We start from the raw sequence: 23,518 nt of genomic DNA, 5'->3' as shown, positions 1-23,518 counted from the left end.
GGGCATGGATAGGTAACCCTATCCTGGCGACCACGTGAACGGAACTTCGTAGCAGGGGTCGAAGTTCCGCTCACATGGGGTCAGCGCAGCGCTGCCGCGGCCAGCACCATGTTTCTCAACGACTGCTGGACCTCAGCCGGGCCTCGTGTCTTCAGTCCGCAGTCCGGATTGACCCAGAGCCGTTCGAGGGGAACTGCCTCGGCCGCCGCGCGGAGCGACTCGGTGATCTCGGCGACCGTCGGAACTCGCGGCGAATGGATGTCGTAGACACCGGGTCCCACGTCGAGTGCGAAGCCGACCGCAGTGAGGTCGTCGAGCACCTCCATGCGCGAGCGTGCGGCCTCGATGGACGTCACGTCGGCGTCGAGGGCGACGATGGCGTCGATGACCTCACCGAACTCGGAATAGCACAGGTGCGTGTGGATCTGTGTCGCGTCGTCGACGCCGGACGTCGCGATACGAAACGATCGGACGGCCCAATCCAGATACGCTGCAGTGTCTTTCGAGCGCAGCGGTAACAGTTCGCGAAGCGCGGGCTCGTCCACCTGGACGATGCGGATCCCCGCCGACTCCAGGTCGATCGTCTCGTCTCGAATCGCCGAGGCGATCTGAGCTGCCGACTCGGCGGCCGGGATGTCGTCTCGAACGAACGACCACGCGAGAATGGTCACCGGACCGGTCAGCATGCCCTTGACCGGTTTGTCGGTCAGTGACTGCGCGTACGTCGCCCACTCCACCGTCATCGGTGCCGGGCGCGAGACGTCGCCGTACAGGATCGGTGGTCGCACGCACCGTGACCCGTACGACTGCACCCAGCCGTTGGCGGTCACGACGAATCCGTCGAGTTGCTCGGCGAAGTACTGCACCATGTCGTTTCGTTCGGGCTCGCCGTGGACGAGCACGTCCAACCCCAGACGCTTCTGCAGTGCAACGACATCGGCGATCTCCGCGCGCATCTGCCGCACGTACTCCGCCTCGTCGACGATTCCGCTGCGCAGCGCCGCCCGCGCGCGGCGGATCGTGCTCGTCTGTGGGAAGGAGCCGATGGTCGTCGTCGGCAGAGCAGGGAGCGAGAGATGCTCGGCCTGCACGACGCGGCGGACGTCTCCCGGGCTGCGTTCACGGCCGACAGCGTTGGTCACGCGCGCACGGATTGTCGGATCGTGCAGCCGTGCATCGTGTCTCCGCGACTCCAGAGCCGCGCGGGCCGACTCGAATCGGTCCGACACGAAGCGATCGGTCTCCCCGGCTGTTCCGTCCTGGAGTGCGCGCGCGAGCACCGAGACCTCGGTGATCTTCTCGTTCCCGAACGCCAGCCACGACCGCAGTGTCGGCTCGAGCTGAGGTTCGGCGTCCAACGAATAGGGAACGTGGAGCAGTGAGCACGACGACGACACCGCCACTGCGCGTGCATGTCTGCCGACCTCGTGCAGTGTTTCGAGCGCGGCGTCGAGATCGGTGCGCCAGACATTGCGTCCGTCGACGACGCCGGCCACGACGAGCATCGTCGAGGTAGCGCGAGTAGCTGCAAGTTGCTCGGCCACAACAGGAACGGTCAGATCGACGGCCAGGCCATCGATCCCGGTGGACGCCACTGCGGGCAGTGCGTCGCCCAGGTCGCCGAAGTAGGACGCCAGCAGAATGGCCGGGCGGGTCTGCGAGGCTGCGAGTTGCTGGAAGCATCGGGTCGCCGCTGCGACGGTCTCGTCGTCGAGATCGCGCACCAGCGCCGGTTCGTCGATCTGGACCCACTCGGCTCCGGCTGCGGCGAGGAGTTCGAGCAGACGGGCGTAGAGCGGTATCAGTTCGTCCACTCGTCCCAGCAGCGAATCGGAGGAGCCGACGGACTTGGACAGCAGCAGGAAGGTGATCGGTCCGATGATCACCGGACGTGCCGGGATACCCAGTGCGCGAGCCTCGTTCACCTCGCCGAGCACCTTGTTCGGGTGCAGGGAGAACGTGGTCTCCGGCGAGATCTCGGGCACGAGGTAGTGGTAATTGGTGTCGAACCATTTGGTCATTTCGAGCGGGACGATGGTCTCGGTGCCGCGGGCCGCGGCGAAGTACCGATCGAGTTCGCCTTCGACCGCCTCGACTCGCGGTGGCAACGCTCCGAGGAGGGCCGCAGTGTCGAGCATCTGGTCGTAGTACGAAAAGGTGTTCACGGGAACGGAATCGAGCCCGGCTGCGAGTGTGCGCCAGTCGTTCTCGCGAAGATTCTTCGCGACCGATTCGAGGGCCTCGGCATCGAGCTTTCCGGCCCAATAGGATTCGACGGCTTTCTTCAGTTCTCGGTTGGGTCCGATGCGAGCCGAACCGAGCACGGTGGCGGTGAAATCGTTGTTCACAGTTGATCTCCAGGGTGACTACACGTGGGTGGTGCACCGTCTTCACGGGCGCGCAGATCCCGGTGAGCCCTGACCACAGCCGTACCAGGCTTACGCGCCCATTCCACGAGGCGGTGAACCGCTGCACACGGCGTGCACAGCACAGAGGGCAGGTATTCGGACTTGCAGGCGCGCGGACGAAGAGCCCACTCCTACTGGCCGTCGCTTCCCGAAGAGGCTTCTTCAGTGCGTGATGACGGCGGTCGTTCCTGCATACCGCTGCGGGACAGTCCCGGATTCTCACCGGGTTCCCTCTCGCGATGCGCCGTGACTGCACGCACCGCTCGACGCCGAGGTGAACTTCGGGGCTCCTCATGACCACCTGGCGAACCGACTGCAGGGACGAGCATAGATGCATCACGGGAGAGTCTGTTACGGTGCTCTTCATGCAGCGCACGTATTTCTGGTTTAGCAGGCCGGCCCCGGGTGGGTCAGCCAGCGACGCCATGCGCTGACCCTCCACCCCACGAGCCGGATACAGACCGGCTCGAAGTGCGCGTGGAGCATGCGGAGCCGGCCTGGGAACAGGAAACCCTCTCATGACGCTCTCCCTCGACACCCCGTCACTCGACGATCAGCGCACGATCAGCATCAGTCCGCTGGTCGCGCCGTCGGTGGTACGCCGCGAGCACGCGGTGGACGACGCGATCTCGGCGAGTGTTCGTACCGGACGCTCCGGTGTCGTCGACATTCTCGACGGCCGTGACGACCGTCTGATCGTCGTGGTCGGCCCGTGTTCGGTGCACGACACCGACGCTGCCCTCGACTACGCCCGACGCCTCGCCGCCACGGCAGCCGAGCTGGGCGATCGACTGCACATCGTCATGCGGGTCTACTTCGAGAAGCCGCGGACGACGCTCGGCTGGAAGGGTCTGATCAACGATCCGCACCTCGACGGCAGCTTCGACATCAACGAAGGTCTTCGAGTGGGACGCCAGCTGCTGCTGGACATCTCGGCGCTCGGCCTGCCCGTCGGCTGTGAATTCCTCGACCCGATCACCCCGCAGTACATTGCGGACCTGGTCAGCTACGGTGCCATCGGAGCACGGACCGCAGCCAGCCAGGTGCACCGGCAGCTGTGCAGCGCCTTGTCGATGCCGGTCGGCATCAAGAACTCGACCGAAGGTGACATCCAGGTCGCCGTGGACGGAACCCGCGCCGCCGCGGCGAGCCACGTCTTCCCCGGAACCGATCTCGACGGCAAGGCGGCCTTGATCAGGACCGTCGGAAACCCCGATTGCCACGTCATCCTGCGCGGCGGCGTCGACGGACCGAACTACGACGCCGCGTCCGTGGCCGATACCGTTGCCCGCCTGCGTAAGTCGGGTCTGCCGGAGCGAGTCGTCATCGATGCCAGCCACGGCAACAGCCGTAAGGATCACAACAAGCAGGTGGACGTCGTCACCGACGTGGCCGCCAGGGTAGCGGCCGGCGAGCACGGAATTGTGGGACTGATGCTCGAGAGCTTCCTCGTCGCAGGGCGTCAGGACCTCGAACTCGGCCACCGGGACGAGCTCGTGTACGGCCAATCCATCACCGATGCGTGCCTCGACTGGGACACGACGGCAACGCAATTGGCCACTCTCGCGGCGGCCGTCGAGACGCGTCGGGCCTCGAACGCCGCGCGCTGACGCGTCGTGCGCTAGCGAACCCCGCGCGGTCGAAATTGCACGCTGATGCGTGGGCCGACCGCGCGGGTCGATTTGGGAATTGCATGCTCCCAGGTCCGTTGACAGGACCCGCCCATCACCACCAGGTCGCCGTGACCGAGGGTGAATTTCAGAGAGGTCCCGCCGCCGCGGGGACGGAGCATGAGTTGTCTTGTCGCACCGAGCGATACGATCGCCACCATCGTGTCCTCGGTGGCGCTGCGGCCGATGTTGTCGCCGTGCCAGGCGACGCTGTCGGACCCGTCGCGGTAGTAACACAGTCCCGCGGTGGCGAACGACTCCCCGAGCTCGCTTCGGTAGTGGTCGTCCAGTGCATCGCGGGCCTCGTACAGTGCCGCATGCGGCCAGTGCTCCCGCTCGGCGTAGTACCGAACCAGGCGCGGCACATCGACCACGCGGTCGTACATCTGCCTGCGTTCGGCGCGCCAGTCGACGTCGGTGACCAGCGAATCGAAGAGGTCGCTGTCGGACAACCAGCCCGGCCGCACATCGACCCAGGCACCGAGCGTCAGCTCGCGGCGGGTGACGGACTGCAGCGACCCGACGCCACCGTCGTCGTCACCGAACAGCGAACCTTGCATCGCGAGCGACATGACTCGACTGTATCGAACAGGTGTTCCCATTGCCAGCTCCCGGCGGTATCGTTCTCGCATGGGTTACCGATTTCAGGTCGTCGTGGACAGTGTCGACCCGCATGCGCTCGCGGCATGGTGGGCACAGACTCTCGGCTGGCAGGTCGAACCCAGCAACGAGGAGTTCATTCGCGAGATGGTTGCGGCAGGCCACGCCCGAGAGGAGGACACGACCGTGTTCGACGGCGTTCTGGTGTGGCGAGCAGGCCAGGGCATCACCGATCCGGAATCTCCGGGCACCCCGCGGGTGCTGTTTCAGGCGGTACCCGAATCGAAGTCCGTGAAGAACCGACTCCATCTCGACGTTCGCGTCGGTGACGGACGCGAGGCGGTGGTGACCGCACTCGAAGGTCGAGGCGCGTCGGTACTGCATCGCGGGCAGCAAGGGCCCAGCACCTGGATCACCATGACCGATCCCGAGGGCAACGAGTTCTGCGTCAGCTGATCGCGCCGAGCTCTATCGATACGCGCCGGGAGTTTGCCCGGTCCAGCGCTTGAAGGCCCGGCGGAATGCGCTCGGTTCGGAGAAGCCCAGGCGGGCCGAGATGTCGTCCACGCTGTCGCCGCGGCTCAACCCCGAGATGGCCGCGTCGCGCAGAACCTCCTCGCGGAGCTGATTGATGGAGGTGCCTTCCTGGCGAAGGACGCGGCGCAGATGCGGCGGGCTGATGTTGAGCATGGCCGCAATCTCTTCGGTAGCCGGCGTACCGCCTCTGAATCCGGTCTCCAGGGCCCTTCGGACCTGACTCGACGCAGTGCTGTCGTAGTCCCTCGACGAGAACAGCAGGTTGGGTGACTCCGCGAGGTACTCGGCCAGTGTGGCCTCGGTCTGCACTATCGGGGCGCGCATGAGCGCGGTGTCGAATTCCAGTGCGGCGCGGTCGGATCCGAACTGCACATGAGTTCCGAATATGGTGTCGTACATCTTCCCGGCCTCGGGCCCGGGCAGTGCATAGGGCAACTGAACCGACAGGAGTTTGACCCGGTTACCGATCAGCCACGCCGCGAACCGATGCAGCAGAATCAACAGGAAGTCGGTCAGCAATCGCTCGGCGAGCTCGTTCGCTTCGGGGCTGAGGTCGGTCGTGGCTTCGACGTGCACCGTCAGAACCGTCGACTGCTCGGTTCGATCCAGCGTCATCGGTTTCACCGGAATGAGCACGCGCATGGTCTCGGACATTCGAATCAGCGCTGCCCACAGATTCTCCGTGTGTATCAACGTCTGACACACCACCCGAAAACTGCCGCGCCGCACGGGAACTGCGGCGAGTCCGAAGAGTTCGTCGCCGGTCATCGCCCAGACGGCCTGGGTGAACGCGGTGACCTGTCGGGTGGTGAGCCGCTCCGCCGGGTCGTCGAGAATGGTGGTTCCGATCCCGGCCATCGACAACGGGTACGTCAGGTCCACTCCGCCGTTGGCCGCGAGGTCGACGGCTTGCCTGACGAAGTACGCCGGAATCGTCGGTTGCGCATTCACAATCGCCGTAACCTCTCGGCGGCATCGGCGAGCACGTGGTCCTGCTTGCAGAAAGCGAAGCGCACCAACGACTTCCACGGCGCAGGCTCGTCGACGAAGGCAGTCACCGGTACCGCGGCGACGCCCACGAGATCGGGCAGGGTGCGACAGAACTCGTACGCATCACCGCGGCCGATCGGTGCGATATCGGCGCACACGAAATACGTTCCGGCACTGTGCTTGACGTCCGCACCCGCCTCGGTCAATGCCGCGGACAGCGTGTCTCGCTTGCGCTGCAGACCGTCGCGCATGGCGGCGATCCACGCCTGCTCGTGACCGAGTGCGTGCGCGACGGCGGGCTGGAACGGGGTGCCGCCGACGAAACTCATGAACTGCTTGGCGGCGCGCACCGCATCGATCAGCTCCTTCGGTCCGAGCGCCCACCCGGTTTTCCAGCCGGTGGCGTTGAACGTCTTCGCGGCACTGGACACGGTGACGGTTCGCTCGAACATGCCCGGCAGCGTCGCGATCGGGGTGTGCACACCGTCGTCGAAGATCAGATGCTCGTACACCTCGTCGGTGAGCACGAGCAAGTCGTGGGCGATCGCGATCTCGGAGATACGGATCATCGTCTCGCGATCGAACACGGTGCCGGTGGGATTGTGCGGCGAGTTGACGATCAGCATGCGCGTTCGTGGGCTCACGGCCCGTTCGAGCGCGTCGGTGTCGACGGTCCATCCGTTGCCGTCGGTGACCAGGGGAACGGCCGTGCGAGTGGCTCCGGCCAACGCCACAGCGGCTGCATAGGAGTCGTAGAACGGCTCGATCAACAGCACGTCGTCGCCCGCCTCGATCAAGCCGAGCAGCGTCGCCGAGATGGCCTCGGTGGCACCCACGGTCACGAGAACCTGCGAATCGGGGTCGTACCGAAGTCCGAACCGGGCGTGCCGGTCTTCGGAGATGGCTGCGCGCAGGACCGGCATTCCCGGGCCGGGGGAGTACTGGTTGAGGCCGTTCGCGATGGCGTCCCGCGCGGCCTCGAGCATGGCCGACGGTCCGTCCGTGTCCGGGAATCCCTGCCCCAGATTGACGGCGTTCTTCGCCACCGCGAGTGCGGTCATCTCGGCGAAAATGGTCGATGCGAACGGGCGCAACCGGGTCACTGTGCGCGACGGCAACATCTCGGACATTCCTGCAGCGTAGTTCACACAGCCGGCGCGAGCGTCGGGCCTGCGTCTGTACTGTGCCTGTCATGCGATTCGGAATGTTCGTGCCTCAGGGTTGGCGGCTGGATCTGGTCGGGATCGATCCGGCCCAGCAGTGGAGTGTGCTGCGCGAGCATGCCGTTGCCGCCGAAGCCGGACCGTGGGAATCACTGTGGGTCTACGACCACTTCCACACCGTTCCCGTCGCGACGGACGAGGCGACGCACGAGGCCTGGTCGCTGATGTCCGCACTCGCCGCGTCCACCTCGCGTATCCGACTGGGTCAGATGTGCACGGCGATGTCCTATCGCAACCCCGCCTATATGGCGAAAGTTGCTGCGACAGTGGACATCATCTCCGGCGGTCGGGTCGAGATGGGTATCGGCGGCGGTTGGCACGAGCACGAGTTCCGCGCCTACGGCTACGGATTTCCCTCTGCCGGTGAACGATTGGGCCGCCTCGACGAGGGCGTGCAGATCTTCAAACAGGCGTGGACCACCGGCGAGGTGTATCTCGACGGCAAGCACTACGAGATCGACGGTGCCGTGGTGCGCCCACTGCCCCTGCAGGAGGGCGGCATCCCACTGTGGATCGCCGGTGGCGGCGAAAAAGTGACACTGAAGATCGCAGCGAAATACGCGAACTACACCAACTTCGATGGAACCCCTACCGGATTCGCCGCCAAATCGGCTCTGCTGCGCGATCATTGCGCAACCGTCGGCACGGACTTCGACGCCATCGTCCGCTCGGCCAACTACAACGTGGCCATCGGCTCCACGGAGGCCGAGGTGCAGGAGCGGCTACGCGCTCTCGAAGCTCGACTAACCGAACACGTCGGAGCCGAGAAGGCACACGAGGCATTGGGCGCATACCGCGGAATGCCCGGCGTCGGAACACCCGAGCAGATCGTCGAGAACCTCACCGAACTGCAGCAGCAGGGCATGACGTACGGAATCTTCTACTTCCCGGAAGCCGCCTACGACCGCTCCGGCATCGAACTCTTCGAGCGCGAGGTCATCCCGGCTCTTCGGTAGGTCGTTCCGCAGGCTCCACTCCCGGCTCTTCGGTAGGCCGCGTCAGATCCTCGGGCAGATCGGCGGGGTCCACGAGCAGCTGCTGGTTCTTGGCCTTGCGTACCTTCTCCGACAGTCCGATGTTGGCGTGCAGCAGTGCCCATTCGCCTTCGGTGATCTCGGCGGCGGCGCGTGCCAGGACGGCCGCGTCGGTGGTGCCCCAGGCGATCGGCATCGCCGACACCAGCTGCCAGGTGCGTCCACCGGTGTTACGGCCGCGATCGGCGAGCACCGACACCGCAGGCACCTCGGCACCGCGTTCGACGGCGTGGCCGGGCAGCGCACGGACGACGCGCGTGATCAGGACGTAGTGCGGCTCGTCGACTCCTGGTTTCGCGACATCGACCAGCGACAGCAACGTCGCGCCGCTCGGCATCGTCTCGGCCACCACCGCCGGAACCAGATCGCCCCGGGTGTAGAGCGATTCGATGGACCCCATCTTCTTCGGTGCCCACACCATGACCCACAGGGACGTCGCCGCCCCGATGCAGAACACGCCGCCGAGGATGTACGACCACGGCGTCGCGATCCAGAAGAACCAGATCCCCAGTGCCAGCAGGACCGCTGCCGTGAGCGCCGCGGACATCCGCAGCCGGCGAAGTTCGGTGAACGTCTCGTTGACCGACTTCGCGTGGGCTACGTCTACAGGGAACTCGAATCGGCGCACACTGCTATTCCTAGCATGCCGCCGATCACGACACGAAGCGTCAGATTGCCGGGCCGAGCAGGTCGTCGGCGTCGGTGATGCGGTACGCGTATCCCTGTTCGGCGAGGAACCGCTGCCGATGCGCGGCGTATTCGGCGTCGAGGGTGTCGCGCGAGACCACCGAGTAGAAGTGCGCCTGACCACCGTCGTGTTTCGGCCGAAGCAATCGGCCCAGTCGCTGGGCTTCTTCCTGCCGGGAGCCGAACGTTCCCGAAACCTGGACTGCCACCGACGCTTCGGGAAGGTCGATCGAGAAGTTCGCCACCTTGCTCACCACCAGAGTCTGGATCTCACCCTTGCGGAAGGCGTCGAACAGCACCTCGCGTTCCTTGTTCTTGGTCGAGCCCTGGATCACCGGCGCGTTCAGGGCTTCACCGAGTTCGTTCAGCTGATCGAGGTACGCGCCGATCACCAACGTCGGAGCGTCTTGGTGTTTCGCCAGAATGGACTTCACGACGGCGATCTTGGTGTGCGCCGTCGAGCAGAGCTTGTAGCGCTCCTCGGGTTCGGCGACCGCGTACGACATGCGCTCGGCGTCGGTGAGGGTGACGCGCACCTCGATGCACTCGGCCGGTGCAATCCACCCCTGCGCCTCGATGTCCTTCCAGGGCGCGTCGTAGCGCTTCGGGCCGATCAGCGAGAACACGTCGCCCTCGCGTCCGTCCTCGCGGACGAGCGTGGCCGTCAAGCCGAGTCGACGCCGTGACTGCAGGTCGGCTGTCATGCGGAACACCGGTGCGGGGAGCAGGTGTACCTCGTCGTAGATCACCAATCCCCAGTCGCGGGAGTCGAACAGCTCCAGGTGCTTGTACTCACCCTTGGTTCGACGGGTGATGACCTGGTACGTGGCGATTGTCACAGGGCGGATCTCTTTGCGCTCGCCCGAATACTCGCCGATTTCTTCCTCGGTGAGCGACGTGCGAGCGATGAGCTCGCGCTTCCACTGCCTGCCGGCGACGGTGTTGGTGACCAGGATCAGCGTGGTGGCCTTGGCGCGGGCCATCGCCGCCGCACCGACCATGGTCTTACCCGCACCACACGGCAGCACGACGACGCCGGAGCCGCCGGCCCAGAACGAATCCGCGGCCATCTCCTGGTAGTCGCGCAGCGTCCACTTGCCACCCTCGGTATCGAGCTCGATCGGGTGCGCTTCGCCGTCGACGTAGCCGGCGAGGTCCTCGGCGGGCCAGCCGATCTTGAGCAACATCTGCTTCACGTGGCCGCGTTCGCTCGGATGCACGATGACCGTGTCCTCGTCCACCATCGCGCCGAGCATGGGCGCAATCTTCTTGTGCCGCATCACTTCGGTGAGCACGGCGCGGTCCAGGCTGATCAGCACCAGACCGTGGACCGGGCTCTTGACCAACTGCAACCGGCCGTACCGGGCCATCGTGTCGACGATGTCGACCAGCAACGGCTGCGGTACCGCGTAGCGCGAGAAGTTGACCAATGCGTCGACCACCTGCTCGGCATCGTGACCGGCAGCGCGCGCGTTCCACAGCGCCAGCGGGGTGATGCGGTAGGTGTGCACGTGCTCGGGCGCACGTTCGAGCTCGGCGAACGGTGCGATCGCCGCCCGCGCTGCGCCCGCGAGTTCGTGATCGACCTCGAGCAACAGCGTTTTGTCGGACTGGACGATCAGCGGGCCGTCGGTCACGGTTCCTCCTAGAGACTTCTGCTGCGCCCGAAAGAGCGCAACTTCTCCATTGTCCACAGGTAGGGGCCCGCGTGCACGTGAGCAGTGACTCAGTCCACCAAGGCGACGGAGGTGATGCGGTGCAGAGTGAACCGCCGCACGCCCCCGGTGGCGGGGTCGAATGCGTCGAGTTGACCGCCGCCGATGCTGATCGGATCGACGATGCGGTGGGTCGCGACGCCCTGTGCGTCGACGTACCCGATGCTGACGCTGCGCTTGACCTTCGCTGCTGTCTGCAGCAGCGTCATCGTCGCGGTGCTGCTCGCGCGAGATCCGTCGGCGCGCACCACCGCACCGCCGTTGCCCGCAGCGCGGTCGGCGGCTCGCATTCCGCGTACCAACGACCCGAGCTGCTCGTCGGTGGGAACGGCCGGGGTACGGAAGGTCTGGCGCGGCCGCCGCGCCGACACCCGGGAGCCGCGGGCTCGAAGATCGACGATGGTGCCGGACGAGTCTTCACCCGCGGGCGCGAATCCGGCCCCGGCGAGTACCGACAGCACCTCGGCCAGCGGTGCCTGGGAGATCGCGACGGTCGGGGCGAGGGCGCGCAGGGCCAGCGACTCGGCGGCCGGAGAGGCCATCACCTCGGCGAGCAACGCCGGATCCTCGCACCGGACGAACGACGCGGCCACGCCGGCGCGTAGCCGGCCGTGACGCCTGGCCACGTCGTCGATCAGATACGTCAGGGCCTGCGGAACCGGAGTGCGGGAATGGGTCGCGAACAACGAATGCAACTCCGAGGCCGTCAGGCCCACGTCGAGGGCCCGGCGCAGGCTCGTGTCGCTGATGCGATACATCGTCGCGGCACCCGCCGACTCGACGTCGGCGACGAGCGCGATCCGATCCTGCAGATCCGGTTCGAGCGGTCCCGGTGCCACCAGCGTCAGGTCGGCCTGCACCAACACGTAGTCGATCGGCTCGGGGAGTGCCGCGCGCATGTCGGCCTCGGCATTACCGTCGTGCAGCAGCGAGCGTCCCGGCGTCGACATCGCGCCGCGCGCGACCACTCCCAGCGCGGTCGCCTCGGCGATCACGTGCCCGACGGGTGTCACGCCGAACCGTCCGGACCACCGGGGTCGACGCCACGTCAGTGTGCGGGTGAGGTCGGTGGGCGTCGCGGCGTGTCCACTGCCGAGCTCGGCGAGCAGCTCCAGGATCATGCGACGGTCGCGGGGCGCGGCAGGCGAGCGGACTTCGTCGGACAACGCGGCGATGGGCTTGTCGTTGGGGTCGCGCATGCCGATCACCCACGGGGCTCGCGGCGTCTCGAGCCAGGCGGAGGCGAGGGTGTGCCAGCGGGCGGCCGGGGCCGCGGCGAGCCACGCGTCGACGGCGGGCGTCGGTGCCCAGTAGTCGTCGCCGGTGTCGGCGGAGGGGACAGGGTCCGGGGTTCCGCTGGAGATCAGATGGGCGGCGGCGAGCAGTTCGACGAGGATGCTCACGCGGTCGTCGTCGAGTCCGGTGGCCTTGGTGATCTTGCGCAGCTCGCGCACTCCGAGCCCGCCGGCCTTGAGGGCGGGAGCCGGTGACGCGGACAGCGCCTCGATGATGGCCACACAGTGCCGCCCGAGCTCCAGTGCCTCGCCCGCCGCGGCAGCGTCGACGTCGGCGAGCGCATGTGCAGTGGTCGTCAGCTTCGGTTCGGCGAGTGAGCGGGGATCCGTCATGGGCTCGCCGCGCAATATCTGACCGACCTGGACGGGGAGTTCGACGGTTTGCTCGTCCAACCAGATCAGCAGGCCTGCGGCGAGCAGTTTCTGCACGGGCCGATCGGGTGGGGTGCCCGGTGCGGCGTCTCGGGTACGGCCGGTGGGCGACGATCTGGCCAGGGTGTCGAGAAGATTGCGTTCGCCGTCTTCGAGTGCGGCCAGCGCTGTGGTGATGTGGATTTCGGTGAGGGTGTCCACCGGGTCGAGTGCGCGGCCGATGCGCCACGGCACGGCGTCCGCAGCGGTTGCGCTGATCCGGAACCCGGCGGCGTCGCCCCAGACGAGAAAGCGTTCGCGCAGTTGGGACAGCGCTTTGTCCACGGCTTTGGCCGGGGCGCGCTTGGCGATGACGGACAGCAGCGTGGCCCTGGTGACCGGACGCTCGTAGGCCTCTTCGATGGCCAGGATCTCGAGCACGGTCAGGGCCAGGGTGTCGAGGGTGTCCGCAGTGTGCAGGATCGACCGGCGTTGCTCTGCCCGGCCGGCCAGCACTGCCAGCGAGGCGGGCGGCGGCGCAGTCAGATCCGGACGCAACGACATGGCCTTGATCAGCTCCGCGTCGGTGCGAGCTGCGATCCACTGAGGCAGATCGGGAGGCATGTCGGTGTGTCGGGGCGCAGTCGTGTCGGTCATCGTCTATCAGATTAGAGACCTGGGCTGGTGCTCGCCGCAGGGCAGGTGTCAAAATGGGCCCATGGTGAACAAGTCGAAGAAGCCCTATGTCGATCCAGGCTGGCCGGAAACCGCTCGCGGTGACCACGCGGTGACCGAACTCTCGTCCGCTCGATCGGGTGGCTTGTCGCCCTTCGGTGAGGACACCGAGTTCCCGCTGCCCGTCGAAGACCTGCCCTACGCCCATCCGGTGACCGTCGTCAATCGCTGACAACGGCGCCCGAACGCGAGAAAGCCCCCGACATCTTCGAGATGTCGGGGGCTTTTCTCGTATAGCGGCGGTTCTTGCTACTGGGGCAGGAACGCCTTGTTCGCCTGGTAGAAGCTGACGACCTGCGGATCGAGCTGGATGCCCTGAGCGGCGTTCTGGACGAACGACGCGATCTGGGGATCGTTGGTGATGTTCTGGACGGCGGTGACGATGCCGTTGACGACCTCGGCCGACGCATCGATCGACGGGATCGACGTCAGGTCGGGGAGGGCGGGAACTTCCGGTGCCTTGGGGGTGGCCGGAACGCTGCGCTCGGTGGGTGCGCTGCTCAGGCCGAGGCTCGAGGAGCAGGAGGGCCATGCGCCCCAGCCCTGCGAGTCGAGGACCTTCTCGGCGACTGCGATCTGCTCTTCACGGCTGGCCTGGTTGGCCGTTGCCGCGTACTGCTGTCCACCGTGTGCGTTCCAGGTGCTGGGGGAGAACTGCAATCCGCCCTGGAAGCCGTTGCCGGTGTTGATGCCCCAGTTGCCGCCTGCTTCACACTGTGCAAGGCGATCCCAGTCGGAATCCGGTGCCGCGTTGGCGGTACCGGTGAAGGCGATGCCCGCGGTGCCCATGATGGCACCGGTGACGGCGACCTTTGCGACGGTCTTGCCAGTGGTGCTCGGCTTGCGATGACGTCCGCTCATACGAGTTGAAATCCTCTCCACACGCGCCTGCGAGGTCAGCTGTCGGGTTCGGGCTGAGAGGTAGCCCGGCCTTCTTGCTCTTCCATATCGGATGAGCAATTGGGCTTCACCCCAAGGGAACTCGGTGCGGCTTCGTGAGTCGCTACAAGTTCCCGGTTGTCCGTGGAGGACGTGGGTCCCCCGTCCTCGTCCCCTGGGTGATCGTCGAGGGTTGTTCCGGTTCCCGCGGGACGAGGTTTGGCGCTGCGGGCCGGAATTCGGCCGAACTTTCCGGCCGCTGCTGACCGTACTGAAATTCCCGGGTTACGTCACTATTTGGTAACTGTCGATTTTTTCGTGTGTCCGCGACCGTCCCGACGGTCTGATTCCGGTCGCTCGAATAGGCCCAGCTAGTGGCTGTTCTCGGTGATCGACCCCGTGCTGTTGCCGGTCTGTTACCGAAGCGTGATGTGATGGAAGTCACATCACGCGAGGGGGCCTCAAAAGGTCACCGAACCGCAACGATGTCTTTTCCCAGCGGCATCAGCGAGACCGGAATCAACTTGAGGTTCGCGATCGCGAGCGGAATACCGATGATCGTGATGGCCATCGCGATCGCCGTGACGACGTGTGTCAGCGCCAGCCACCACCCGGCGAGGACGAGCCACAGCACGTTGCCCACGAGGGCACCCGAACCCGCGCCGGGCTTGTCGACGATCGTCGATCCGAACGGCCACAGGGCGTAGACGCCGATGCGGAACGACGCGATCCCGAACGGAATGGTCACGATCAGGATGCACAGCAGGAGTCCCGCGAAGAAGTAGCCGAGTGCGAGCCACAGTCCACCGAACACGAGCCAGATGACGTTCAGGAGCAGTCGCATGATCTATCGCGCCCGTCGGCCGGAGAGCAGCGCGTACACCAGAGCGAGCACGAATCCGGCGGGTGCCGAGAACATCGCCGTCAGGTACAGGCCCAGTGGCGGCTTGGCGTCGGAGAAGACCGGGAAGAACAAGATCGCGACGATGGCAACGAGGCCGATCGCGAACAGCACCAGCGCGATGCGCAGCAGTGCAGTACTTCGCTTGCGAGTTGATGAGTCCACACCACCACGGTAGTGCGCGGCGTTGCGTCGTGCGAAAAACCGGAATGCCCGATTCGGGGCCTGCGCGCTAGACTGGCGTATTCGCGTCCTGCGTTTTCGTGGGGCGCGAAACTTGTGCACACCGCAGGGTCCCGACATCGGGCGTGCGGATACGAAACCAACGACAGCAACAGATGAACGGGTGAGCTCAGTGCCGACCGGCAAGGTGAAGTGGTACGACGTCGACAAGGGATTCGGATTCCTCTCGCAGGAGGAAGGCGAGGACGTGTATGTGCGTTCGTCAGCGCTGCCCGAAGGCGTCGACGGCCTCAAAGCCGGCCAGCGCGTCGAATTCGGCATGGCCGCGGGCCGTCGTGGCCCGCAGGCACTGAGCCTGAAGGTTCTCGAGCCTGCCCCGTCGATTCGCCAGAACAGCGGCAGCACCCGCCGCGAGCCCGTCGAGCGCAAGCACACACCCGACGAACTGCACGGCATGGTCGAGGACATGATCACGCTGCTCGAAGCGACGGTGCAGCCGGAACTCCGCAAGGGCAAGTACCCGGACCGCAAGATCGCTCAGCGCATCTCCGAGGTGGTCCGCGCCGTCGCTCGCGAGCTCGACAGCTGATCGTTACGGACGCGCGCCGATGGACCAGATCGCGTGGCTGACGAAGCTCTCGGTATTGGTGGCGGTGTCGATGATTCCCGTGGGTAGCCGAACCTCGATGCCGAGCAACGTTCGGCCGCCGTCGTCCGTCGTCGGGACGGTGACGCTCAGCCGGGTTCCGGGCTGGTTGAACTGGCTGCTCTCGACGACCGCCCCGCTGTCGTCGCCGTAGACCAGTGCCAGTTCCCACGGCGCGGAGTAGACGGCCTCGGGCATCGACAACTGCACCGTCGGGGCAGATCCCACCTGTATCTCGGCGGTCTCGCCGACGTTGGTGCACAGCGGGTCGCTCACGGCGCAGTACAGGTACGGCTCGACTTGTACGACTCGACCGTTGGAGTACGCCGTGACGACCGGTTCCTTGTCGGGAGCATTGCCGATCAGGACGGCGAGTACACCGACGAACGCGACGGCGATGACGAACAGGCCGGCGGCGATCAGCGACGCGATCTTCTTGGTGCGGGGAGCCAGGTTCACTTGGTCACGTTTTCGCCGTAGGAGCTGTCGGATACTTCTTGTTCGACATGGTCGGGCCGGTTGCCACCGAACCCGGGTAGCAATGATCGACCGCGGTACGTCAGGAAGGTCTGCACGAGGCCGATCGTAAGCAACACCGACACGACCGTGAAACCGAGCCAGTACTCGGTGGGAAGCAACACCCCGAGCGTTCCGCCGAGAACCCAGCACAGCTGCATGACGGTTTCCGAGCGGCCGAACCCGGATGCAATGGACTCCGGAGGCAGGTCGGACTGCAGAGACGCGTCGAGCGAGACCTTGGCCAGTGCGCTCGCGCTCGACGCGACCAGGGCGGCCACGGCGGCAGTGAGCAAACTGTCCGTGACGGCTGCGACGACGGCGACGACCGTCACCGCGACCGTGCACCGCAGGACGACCACCGATGGTCGGCCGAGCTTGATCCTGGCACCGAGTGCGTTGCCGGCGAAGTTGCCGAGACCGGCGGCGGCTCCGACCAGTCCGAGCATCGCGGCCTGCTGCAGCGGCTCGTGTTCGGTGCGGGATTTTGCGACGAACGCGATGTACAGCGTGAGGAAGCCGGTGAGAATTCTGATCGTGCCGTTGCCCCAGAGTCCGACGATCACCGCACGGCCCAGTGGCTGCCTGCGGTTCTTGGCGGCGGTGGCAGGCGGCGGGGTGCGCCTCAGATTCTCGGTCGGTGCACCGCTGCCGGGGTAATCGCTGCCGTGATGCTGGTCGGCGTGGTAGCCGAGGGTGGCCGGAACTTCGCCCTCGGTCACTTCCACCCAGGACGGGATGCGCATGCTCAGGTATGCGCCGAGCACGGTGATCGCGGCGACGAACCACAGTGCGCCGGGCGAATCGGCGACGAAGGCGATACCGCCGGCGACAGCGCCTGCGGCGATGGTGCCCCCGAGCAGTCCGAAGACGGTGAGCCTCGAGTTGACGCGGACGAGGTCGATCTCCGGTGGCAGTACCCGCGGCGTCACCGCACTCTTGAGTACCGCAAACGATTTGCTCAGGACGAGCATGCCCAGCGCCGCTGGATAGAGCACCCAACTGTCGAAGTTGAACACCAACACCACCGCCAGCACGGTACGCAGGCCGAACGAGGTGGCCAGCGCGATGCGTCGGCCGTGCTGCAACCGGTCGAGCAACGGGCCGATCAGCGGCGCGATCAGCGCGAACGGAGCGATGGTGATGACCAGGTACAGCGCAACCTTCGTCTTGTCCTCACCGGTCGCCGCGGAGAAGAACAGCGTGTTGGCCAGTGCAATCGCCAGGGCAGCGTCGGATGCGAAGTTCGCCATCGTCGCGTAGGTCAGCGCGGTCAGCCCGGACTTGTCGGCCCCATCGGCTTTCGCAGCCCGCTGGAACGACGCGATTCCTTTGCCGGTCAGCTCGCGCCCACGCATCGCCGCGACGCGGGTGACGGTGAGCTTCTTGGGCATCGGTGGTGGCTTACGCCCGCCGGTTCGGCCGCGCGCCGCAGTGATCTGCTGCGTGCGCGCCGGGTGCAGCGGCGGCAACGGTTGGCGGCGGCTCGGAACGTGGCCGCCGGCACCGGATTGGACAGCACGGGGGTCGGCCGGTGGATAGTTGACGAAACCGGGATGCTCCGAGCTCTGTTCGTCAGCAGTGGAGTGACCGGTTTCGTTGCCAGCGCCCGAGTTTTCCGCACCTGGCGTGGGGTGGGGGAGTCGCGGATCGGTCACGTGATCAATTCTGTCCTACGGCCGCGGGATCGGTGAATCGCACCTCGAAGATCTTTGGCCAGAATTTGCCGGTCACGAGGAATCTGTCGGTCCCGGGGATCTGGGCGATGCCGTTCAAGACGTCGGCTCCGTTTCGCTCGGTGGCCGACATCGAATCCCACATCGGCTTGCCGTCGACGACGGCGGTGACGCGGCCGGTGGTGGGGTCGATGCGCATGATGTCGAAGGTCTGCCAGACGTTGGCGTAGATCGAGCCGTCCTCGGCACATTCGAGTTCGTTGAGCCGTTCCACCGGATTGCCGTCGAGTGTGACGTCGACGGTGTTCACGGCGTCGAAGGATGTGGGGTCACGGAAGGTCAGGGTGGACGTGCCGTCGCTCATGACCAGTCGGTCGTCCGGGGATCCTTCACCCTGCGTGCACAGCCCCCATCCCTCGCCGTCGTAGTCCACTCGGCGCTGTTCGGCCAGGGTGTCTCGGTCGCGGGCGATGGCGACTCCGTCTTGCCAGGTGATCTGCCACAGGGTGTCGCCGTCGACGGTGATGCCCTCGCCGAACAGGTCGGACGGCAGATCGACCCGCCCCAGCTCGGTCATGTTCTCGAGCGACGTGCGGCGGACGAAGGAGGAGCCCTCCAGCCCGGTGCCCTCGTAGAGCACATCACCGTCGATCTCGAACCCCTGAGTGAAGGCGTCGTCGGCGCGATCGTAGGAACGCAGAACCTCGGCGCCCAGCGTGGGTACCGAGTCCGACGTGATGGGGGCCGAGTCGCCTGGACCCGACGTCGAAGAGCAGGCGGTGACGGTCAACAGGGACGTCACGAGTGCAGCGAAGGTGCGAGCGCGGACGGTCATTGCATCCATGATGGCAGCCCGAACTGGGCGTCACCGAGTTGATGCGGCAAACTGAATGTGTGAGTGTCGTATCTTCTCCAGAGCTCGGATCCATCCGCCCCGTCTTGGCCGATGCCGTGGATCTCGCGCGGAAGGCTCTGCTCGAGCTGGGAGAGGGCGGTGTCGGCGAGTACCTCGGCGTGACCGTGGAGGACGACAGTGCTGCCACCCACCGCTTCGCCAGCGATCTGGACGGCTATCGCGGATGGCAGTGGGCCGTTGTCGTCGCTGCTCCCGACGACGCCGATCACGCCACCGTCAGCGAACTCGTGCTGCTACCCGGTCCCGATGCTCTCGTGGCACCGTCCTGGGTGCCATGGGACGAGCGCATCCGACCCGGTGATCTCGGGCCGGGCGATCTGCTCTCTCCACGTCGAGACGACCCGCGACTGGTGCCGGGATACGTCGCGTCCGGTGACCCCGCCATCGACGAGGTGGCCGGCGAGATCGGGCTCGGCCGCACTCAGGTCACCAGCCTCGAAGGACGGCTCGATGCCGCCGAACGATGGCACGACGGCGACTTCGGCCCGGACAGCGAGATGGCCAAGGCCGCGCCGTCCACGTGCGGACTCTGCGGTTTCTACCTACCCCTCGCGGGATCGCTCTCCGCAGCGTTCGGAGTGTGCGGCAACGAGTTCGCCGCCGACGGTCATGTGGTGCACGTCGAATACGGTTGCGGCGCGCACTCCGATACCGAGCTGCCCACCGGAGCGGGCTCGCCGCAGTTCGAGCCGTACGACGACGCAGCACTCGACGTCACTCCGTCGCCGACCGGTGCCGCACAGTCGAACGTCACAACGACGAACGACGCTGTTGCAGAAGATGATTCGGAGGCGACCGTCTCGTCGGCCGAGACGGTAGCGGTGGCGGAGTCCGAGGAGCCCCAGCCCGACGCGGCAGCACCCGAGTCGGCAGACTCCGCACCGGCAGAGCCAGAGGTGGTCGAGACCGGGCACGATGCCGCTGACGCAGCGCCTTCCCCTGACGCAGTCCCTTCCCTTGATGCAGCCCCTTCCACTGGCGACGCCTCTTCGACTGATGACGCGTCTCCCGCAGTCGATGCCGATACGCCCCATGTCGGTTCCGATGTCGACCTCGTCGCCGATTCCAGTGTCGACGATGGTGTGCAGCACGAGGATTCGGCATCGCCGAGCTGATCGATCCTTTCGGTACCGGGTCGCTTCGCGAGTCCATTCTCGCGTCCTGGGGTTCCTCGCCCACGCGGCTGCGGGAAGATTCGGCATCCGAGGCCGATCTGGTGCGCGGGGGATACCGCGATCGTTTGTTGACCGAGTTGGCGCAGAACGCGGCTGATGCTGCGCAGCGAGCCGGCGTCCCGGGTCGGCTCTCGGTGTGGACCGACGAGGCGGGTGCACTGCATGTCGCCAACACCGGTGCCGCGCTGGATGTGTCGGGTGTGCATGCTCTCACCGCGCTGCGGGCGTCGGCGAAGGCTGCGGCCGATCCGGGTGTCGGGCAGTTCGGGGTCGGGTTCACCGCGGTGCGATCGGTGTCCGACGAGATCGAGGTCCGCTCGCACGGTGGCGGGGTGACGTTCAGCGCCGAGCGCACTCTGAGCGCGTTGCGCGAGCGGGACATGACAGTGCCGGAGTCGGGTGTGCCGGTGCTGCGGTTGGCGTGGCCTACTTCCACACCGCCCGCTGCCGGGTTCGATACCGAGATCGTGTTGACGCCGCGACCCGATGTGGAAGCGGAATCCTTTGCCGGGGGGTTCCTCGACGAGGCCGTCGACTTGTTGCTCGAGCTCGACGCGTTGGATTCCATCGAGATCGATGGCGTCGTCGTCGACTGTGTGAGAACGGAACTCGACGATGCACGCGTCGAGATCGCCATCGGTTCGCGAACGTGGCTGCAGTACACCACCTCGGCTGCGCGGTGGATCGTTCCGATGGTCGACGGTCTACCCGTTCCCGCAGCGCCGGATGTGTTGCGGGCCCCGACGCGGTCGGACGAGCTGTTGTCGTTGCCTGCGTTGGTCGTTGCCGATGTGCCCATGCAGCCGGATCGACGACGGGTGTTGCCCGGCGTCTCTGTCGCCGAGGTGGCCCACGGTTATCCCGATTTCGTGGCGTCGTTGCCTGCGTCCGCGCGAGTGTCGTTCGTACCCGAGGTCGGGTTCGCGCGCAGTGCGATCGACGGTGAGCTACGTGAGCTGATCTTTCGCCGATTGTCCACCGCACCATGGCTTCCCGCTGCCGACGGACCCGATCTCGTACCCGAACGTGCCCATGTTCTGGCCGATGCCACCGAGGAACTCGCCGCGGTGTTGCTCGATGTGGTCCCGAATCTGGTGGACGCCGCTCTGTCGGGCGCGCGGCACGCGTCGGCGTTGTCGGCGGTGGGAGTGCACCGCATCGGGTTGGCGCGGTTGGCCGAGATGCTCGGCGGGCAGGCCCGTGAGCCGGCCTGGTGGCGGCGACTCTACGACGCCTTGACACCGCTCGTCGTGGACGGGGTCGCAGCGGAAGAGCTTGCTGCGCTGCCGGTTCCTCTTGCCGACGGTCGTACGGTCACCGGTCCACGGACTACCGTCGTCGGGTCGGACGCGTCGGCCGAGGTCACGTGGGTACGCCTGGTGCATCCGGATGCGGTGAGTCCGTTGTTGATTCGGCTGGGTGCGCGGGAGGCCACTGCGGCCGAGCTGTTGTCGGATCCCGCCCTCGAAGCGGCCCTCGACGATCTCGATTGGGACGGCGACGAGGTGGATGGCCTGGTGTCGGCAGTGCTGGCGCTGGCGGGGGAGGCGGGAGAGCTTCCGGGGTGGCTCGGGAGTCTGCCACTCGAAGACGACGAGGGCGAATTGCGCAGTGCGGACGAACTGTTGCTGCCCGGTGCACCGTTGGCTAGGCTGTTGGTTCGGGATTCGCCGTTCGGTGTTCTGTCGGCGGCCTCGGTGGCCAGGTTCGGCGAGCGGGCCCTGCGCGCGGTGGGCGTCGGCTGGGGGTTCTCGGTGGTACGCGACGAGTGTCCGACGGGGCCGGATCACGACCTGGACGACGAGCCCGCCTGGTGGTCGAGTCTGGCCACGGAGCCGGAAACCCTTGTTGCGGTTCGTGATCTCGACCTGGTCCGGTCGGATGCCTGGGCCGAAGCTCTGACGATTCTGCTCGACGAACCGAGCACCCGTGCCGCCTTGACCGACCGGGACGGCTACACGGCATGGTGGCTGCGACGTCATGCGCTGCTCGACAACCGCTCGCCCATCACGTTCCGGGCGCCGTCGGACGAGACGTTCACCGGTCTGCTCGATCCGTTGGATCATCCGCGCGCCGACGAACTGCACGCGGTGCTCGCCGCGTCGACCTGTGAGAGCGTCGAGAGCGCGCGGGTGTTGTTGCGTGCACTCGAGGACCCGCAGCGACATCCGACGGCGGCGGTGATCGCGCGCACGCACACGCTGATTGCCAGTGCCGTCCTGGATCGACGCATCGACGTGGCGGATCTCGATCCACCGGATCGCGTGCGCACTCTCGGCGGCACCGTGGCCGACGCGTCGGACGGGTTGGTCGTCGATGCGCCATGGCTGGCACCGGTCGTGCCACCGGAGGTGGCGGTGCTCTCGGACATGACCACGGCAGCCGCGTTGGCCGATGTCCTCGACATCAGGCGGGCGTCGGAGGCCATCAGCGGCGAGGTTCGCGGAGTCGGACGCGTCAGCTCGTGGGATCGAGAGCCCGGGGCCGTGCTGGCCTGTGCGGTGCTGGGTCTACCGCTGCCGACAGGTTCGGTGGTGGTGCACCGCGAACTCGTGGTGCGGTTGTCGGGGGCTGTCAGCGGTGACCGCGCTGTGCCGTGGTGGGTGACCGCAGACGGGACAGTGCATTGTGTGGAAAGTTGGGAGCGACCTCGTGGGGCCTGATCATGCCGTGCTGGAGTGGATGGTCGAGCATCGAGTCGGGTGGGTCACGACGATGTTCTGGATCATCACCACGGTGGGGAACACGTTCATGATGTTCGTGTTGTCCGCGGGAGCGTGGGGCGCGTTGCTGACGTCCAAGAGGACTGTCGACGCGTGGATGGTCGCGGGGTCGATGCTCACCGGGTGGGGGCTGATGAATGCGCTCAAGTTTGCGTTCGAGCGAGAGCGTCCACCGATTCCTGAACGCCTGGTGGAGATTTCGAGCCATTCGTTTCCGTCCGGCCACGCGACGATGTCGATGTTGCTTGCCACGGTGGCGATCGCGGTGATGCTGCGATCGTCCACTCCGTGGCTGCATCGGCCGGTGCTACTGACGTTGCCTGTGGTCGCGGCCCTGCTGATCGGATTCTCTCGGATCTATCTGGGTGCGCACTGGACGACGGACGTGCTGGCCGGCTGGGTGTTCGGTGCCCTGTGGGGGCTGGGTTGGATCTACGCCGAAAAAGCGATCAGCGCGAGAAATCCGAGCGCTGCGCGATGACGAGGAGCTCGTCACGCATGGCCGGGCTGGAGACAGCGTTGGCGCGTGCGTAAAGGGCGCGGAGCGAGCGGACGTGGTTGCGGCGGTTGCGGTACTGAGCGACGAACTTCATGGCCTGTGCTTTCGTGGATCAAAGGTTATCGAAACTGACATAACCTATGCTCCACGTTAACTCTG

The 23,518-nt window shown here is 66.2% G+C and carries 22 protein-coding genes and 2 riboswitches; of the genes, 8 read left to right on the top strand and 14 right to left on the bottom strand.

The window, feature by feature from the left end:
* Positions 1 to 80 precede the first annotated feature (80 nt).
* The gene (gene metE, locus JLZ96_RS07970; protein ID WP_201009816.1) at positions 81 to 2,348 is read right to left on the bottom strand and encodes a 5-methyltetrahydropteroyltriglutamate--homocysteine S-methyltransferase; all 2,268 of its coding nucleotides are present in this window, start codon (positions 2,346 to 2,348) and stop codon (positions 81 to 83) included.
* A gap of 129 nt (positions 2,349 to 2,477) precedes the next feature.
* Positions 2,478 to 2,687, bottom strand: a riboswitch (cobalamin riboswitch).
* A 239-nt stretch (positions 2,688 to 2,926) separates the two neighbouring features.
* On the opposite strand from metE, the gene JLZ96_RS07965 reads away from it, so the two are divergent.
* Positions 2,927 to 4,018 (top strand): 3-deoxy-7-phosphoheptulonate synthase, encoded by a 1,092-nt coding sequence (locus JLZ96_RS07965; protein WP_048319328.1) that lies wholly within the window; start codon positions 2,927 to 2,929, stop codon positions 4,016 to 4,018.
* Positions 4,019 to 4,029: 11 nt separating this feature from the next.
* Here JLZ96_RS07965 and JLZ96_RS07960 read toward each other — a convergent pair whose 3' ends face one another.
* On the bottom strand, positions 4,030 to 4,650 hold the full coding sequence (locus JLZ96_RS07960; protein WP_027495887.1) for an alpha-ketoglutarate-dependent dioxygenase AlkB: 621 nt from the start codon (positions 4,648 to 4,650) through the stop codon (positions 4,030 to 4,032).
* Positions 4,651 to 4,708: 58 nt separating this feature from the next.
* On the opposite strand from JLZ96_RS07960, the gene JLZ96_RS07955 reads away from it, so the two are divergent.
* Positions 4,709 to 5,134: a VOC family protein gene (locus JLZ96_RS07955; RefSeq protein WP_057473689.1), complete on the top strand. Its 426-nt coding sequence runs from the start codon at positions 4,709 to 4,711 to the stop codon at positions 5,132 to 5,134.
* A 12-nt stretch (positions 5,135 to 5,146) separates the two neighbouring features.
* Here the strand turns inward: JLZ96_RS07955 and JLZ96_RS07950 are convergent, their stop codons facing one another.
* On the bottom strand, positions 5,147 to 6,166 hold the full coding sequence (locus JLZ96_RS07950) for an AraC family transcriptional regulator (RefSeq protein WP_201009815.1): 1,020 nt from the start codon (positions 6,164 to 6,166) through the stop codon (positions 5,147 to 5,149).
* Entirely contained in the window at positions 6,163 to 7,335 is a 1,173-nt protein-coding gene (locus JLZ96_RS07945; RefSeq protein WP_201009814.1) for a pyridoxal phosphate-dependent aminotransferase, read from the bottom strand. The genes JLZ96_RS07950 and JLZ96_RS07945 overlap by 4 nt, the downstream gene beginning before the upstream one ends.
* Before the next feature lie 62 nt (positions 7,336 to 7,397).
* Here JLZ96_RS07945 and JLZ96_RS07940 point away from each other — a divergent pair, with 62 nt between their 5' ends.
* Complete coding sequence (locus JLZ96_RS07940; RefSeq protein WP_167327267.1) at positions 7,398 to 8,384, top strand: LLM class F420-dependent oxidoreductase; 987 nt, start codon at positions 7,398 to 7,400, stop codon at positions 8,382 to 8,384.
* Here JLZ96_RS07940 and JLZ96_RS07935 read toward each other — a convergent pair.
* The 3 genes from JLZ96_RS07935 to JLZ96_RS07925 form a co-directional block, all read right to left on the bottom strand.
* A complete protein-coding gene (locus tag JLZ96_RS07935) occupies positions 8,365 to 9,090 on the bottom strand; it encodes a DUF3239 domain-containing protein (protein WP_169879424.1) in 726 nt (241 codons plus the stop codon). The genes JLZ96_RS07940 and JLZ96_RS07935 overlap by 20 nt on opposite strands.
* Before the next feature lie 40 nt (positions 9,091 to 9,130).
* On the bottom strand, positions 9,131 to 10,786 hold the full coding sequence (locus tag JLZ96_RS07930) for a DNA repair helicase XPB (RefSeq protein ID WP_027495892.1): 1,656 nt from the start codon (positions 10,784 to 10,786) through the stop codon (positions 9,131 to 9,133).
* 89 nt (positions 10,787 to 10,875) lie between these two features.
* A complete protein-coding gene (locus JLZ96_RS07925) occupies positions 10,876 to 13,167 on the bottom strand; it encodes a helicase-associated domain-containing protein (protein ID WP_201009813.1) in 2,292 nt (763 codons plus the stop codon).
* 61 nt (positions 13,168 to 13,228) lie between these two features.
* On the opposite strand from JLZ96_RS07925, the gene JLZ96_RS07920 reads away from it, so the two are divergent.
* Entirely contained in the window at positions 13,229 to 13,417 is a 189-nt protein-coding gene (locus JLZ96_RS07920; protein ID WP_008719333.1) for a hypothetical protein, read from the top strand.
* A gap of 77 nt (positions 13,418 to 13,494) precedes the next feature.
* On the opposite strand, the gene JLZ96_RS07915 is transcribed toward JLZ96_RS07920, so the two are convergent.
* From JLZ96_RS07915 to JLZ96_RS07905, 3 genes are all read right to left on the bottom strand, one after another.
* Complete coding sequence (locus JLZ96_RS07915; RefSeq protein ID WP_027495894.1) at positions 13,495 to 14,106, bottom strand: transglycosylase family protein; 612 nt, start codon at positions 14,104 to 14,106, stop codon at positions 13,495 to 13,497.
* Positions 14,107 to 14,114: 8 nt separating this feature from the next.
* Positions 14,115 to 14,323, bottom strand: a riboswitch (cyclic di-AMP (ydaO/yuaA leader).
* A 270-nt stretch (positions 14,324 to 14,593) separates the two neighbouring features.
* On the bottom strand, positions 14,594 to 14,968 hold the full coding sequence (locus JLZ96_RS07910) for a YccF domain-containing protein (RefSeq protein WP_027495895.1): 375 nt from the start codon (positions 14,966 to 14,968) through the stop codon (positions 14,594 to 14,596).
* A 3-nt stretch (positions 14,969 to 14,971) separates the two neighbouring features.
* A complete protein-coding gene (locus JLZ96_RS07905; protein ID WP_027495896.1) occupies positions 14,972 to 15,190 on the bottom strand; it encodes a hypothetical protein in 219 nt (72 codons plus the stop codon).
* Positions 15,191 to 15,380: 190 nt separating this feature from the next.
* Here JLZ96_RS07905 and JLZ96_RS07900 point away from each other — a divergent pair, with 190 nt between their 5' ends.
* The gene (locus JLZ96_RS07900; protein WP_167327283.1) at positions 15,381 to 15,797 is read left to right on the top strand and encodes a cold-shock protein; all 417 of its coding nucleotides are present in this window, start codon (positions 15,381 to 15,383) and stop codon (positions 15,795 to 15,797) included.
* Positions 15,798 to 15,800: 3 nt separating this feature from the next.
* Here the strand turns inward: JLZ96_RS07900 and JLZ96_RS07895 are convergent, their stop codons facing one another.
* From JLZ96_RS07895 to JLZ96_RS07885, 3 genes are read right to left on the bottom strand one after another with little or no spacing between them, the layout of a single operon-like run.
* Positions 15,801 to 16,313, bottom strand: a complete 513-nt coding sequence (locus JLZ96_RS07895) for a DUF2771 family protein (RefSeq protein ID WP_201009812.1) — start codon at positions 16,311 to 16,313, stop codon at positions 15,801 to 15,803.
* Positions 16,310 to 18,028: an MFS transporter gene (locus JLZ96_RS07890; protein ID WP_196304671.1), complete on the bottom strand. Its 1,719-nt coding sequence runs from the start codon at positions 18,026 to 18,028 to the stop codon at positions 16,310 to 16,312. The genes JLZ96_RS07895 and JLZ96_RS07890 overlap by 4 nt, the downstream gene beginning before the upstream one ends.
* A gap of 4 nt (positions 18,029 to 18,032) precedes the next feature.
* Positions 18,033 to 18,881 (bottom strand): glutaminyl-peptide cyclotransferase, encoded by an 849-nt coding sequence (locus JLZ96_RS07885; RefSeq protein ID WP_374758027.1) that lies wholly within the window; start codon positions 18,879 to 18,881, stop codon positions 18,033 to 18,035.
* 41 nt (positions 18,882 to 18,922) lie between these two features.
* Between JLZ96_RS07885 and JLZ96_RS07880 the strand changes: the two genes are divergently transcribed.
* The 3 genes from JLZ96_RS07880 to JLZ96_RS07870 are packed head-to-tail and all read left to right on the top strand — an operon-like array spanning position 18,923 to position 23,341.
* On the top strand, positions 18,923 to 20,077 hold the full coding sequence (locus tag JLZ96_RS07880; RefSeq protein ID WP_201009810.1) for a DUF3027 domain-containing protein: 1,155 nt from the start codon (positions 18,923 to 18,925) through the stop codon (positions 20,075 to 20,077).
* Positions 20,074 to 22,800: a sacsin N-terminal ATP-binding-like domain-containing protein gene (locus tag JLZ96_RS07875; protein WP_201010683.1), complete on the top strand. Its 2,727-nt coding sequence runs from the start codon at positions 20,074 to 20,076 to the stop codon at positions 22,798 to 22,800. Before JLZ96_RS07880 ends, JLZ96_RS07875 begins: the two co-directional genes overlap by 4 nt.
* Complete coding sequence (locus tag JLZ96_RS07870; protein ID WP_236253856.1) at positions 22,790 to 23,341, top strand: phosphatase PAP2 family protein; 552 nt, start codon at positions 22,790 to 22,792, stop codon at positions 23,339 to 23,341. Before JLZ96_RS07875 ends, JLZ96_RS07870 begins: the two co-directional genes overlap by 11 nt.
* Here the strand turns inward: JLZ96_RS07870 and JLZ96_RS07865 are convergent.
* A complete protein-coding gene (locus tag JLZ96_RS07865) occupies positions 23,310 to 23,453 on the bottom strand; it encodes a hypothetical protein (protein ID WP_167327272.1) in 144 nt (47 codons plus the stop codon). The genes JLZ96_RS07870 and JLZ96_RS07865 overlap by 32 nt on opposite strands.
* Between the last annotated feature and the right edge of the window lie 65 nt (positions 23,454 to 23,518).

Source organism: Rhodococcus sp. NKCM2511 (assembly GCF_014905595.1).
Classification (GTDB): Bacteria; Actinomycetota; Actinomycetes; order Mycobacteriales; family Mycobacteriaceae; genus Rhodococcoides; species Rhodococcoides fascians.
The sequence above is the reverse complement of the archived record's forward strand: the minus strand, read 5'-3'. Positions and strand labels throughout refer to the sequence as shown.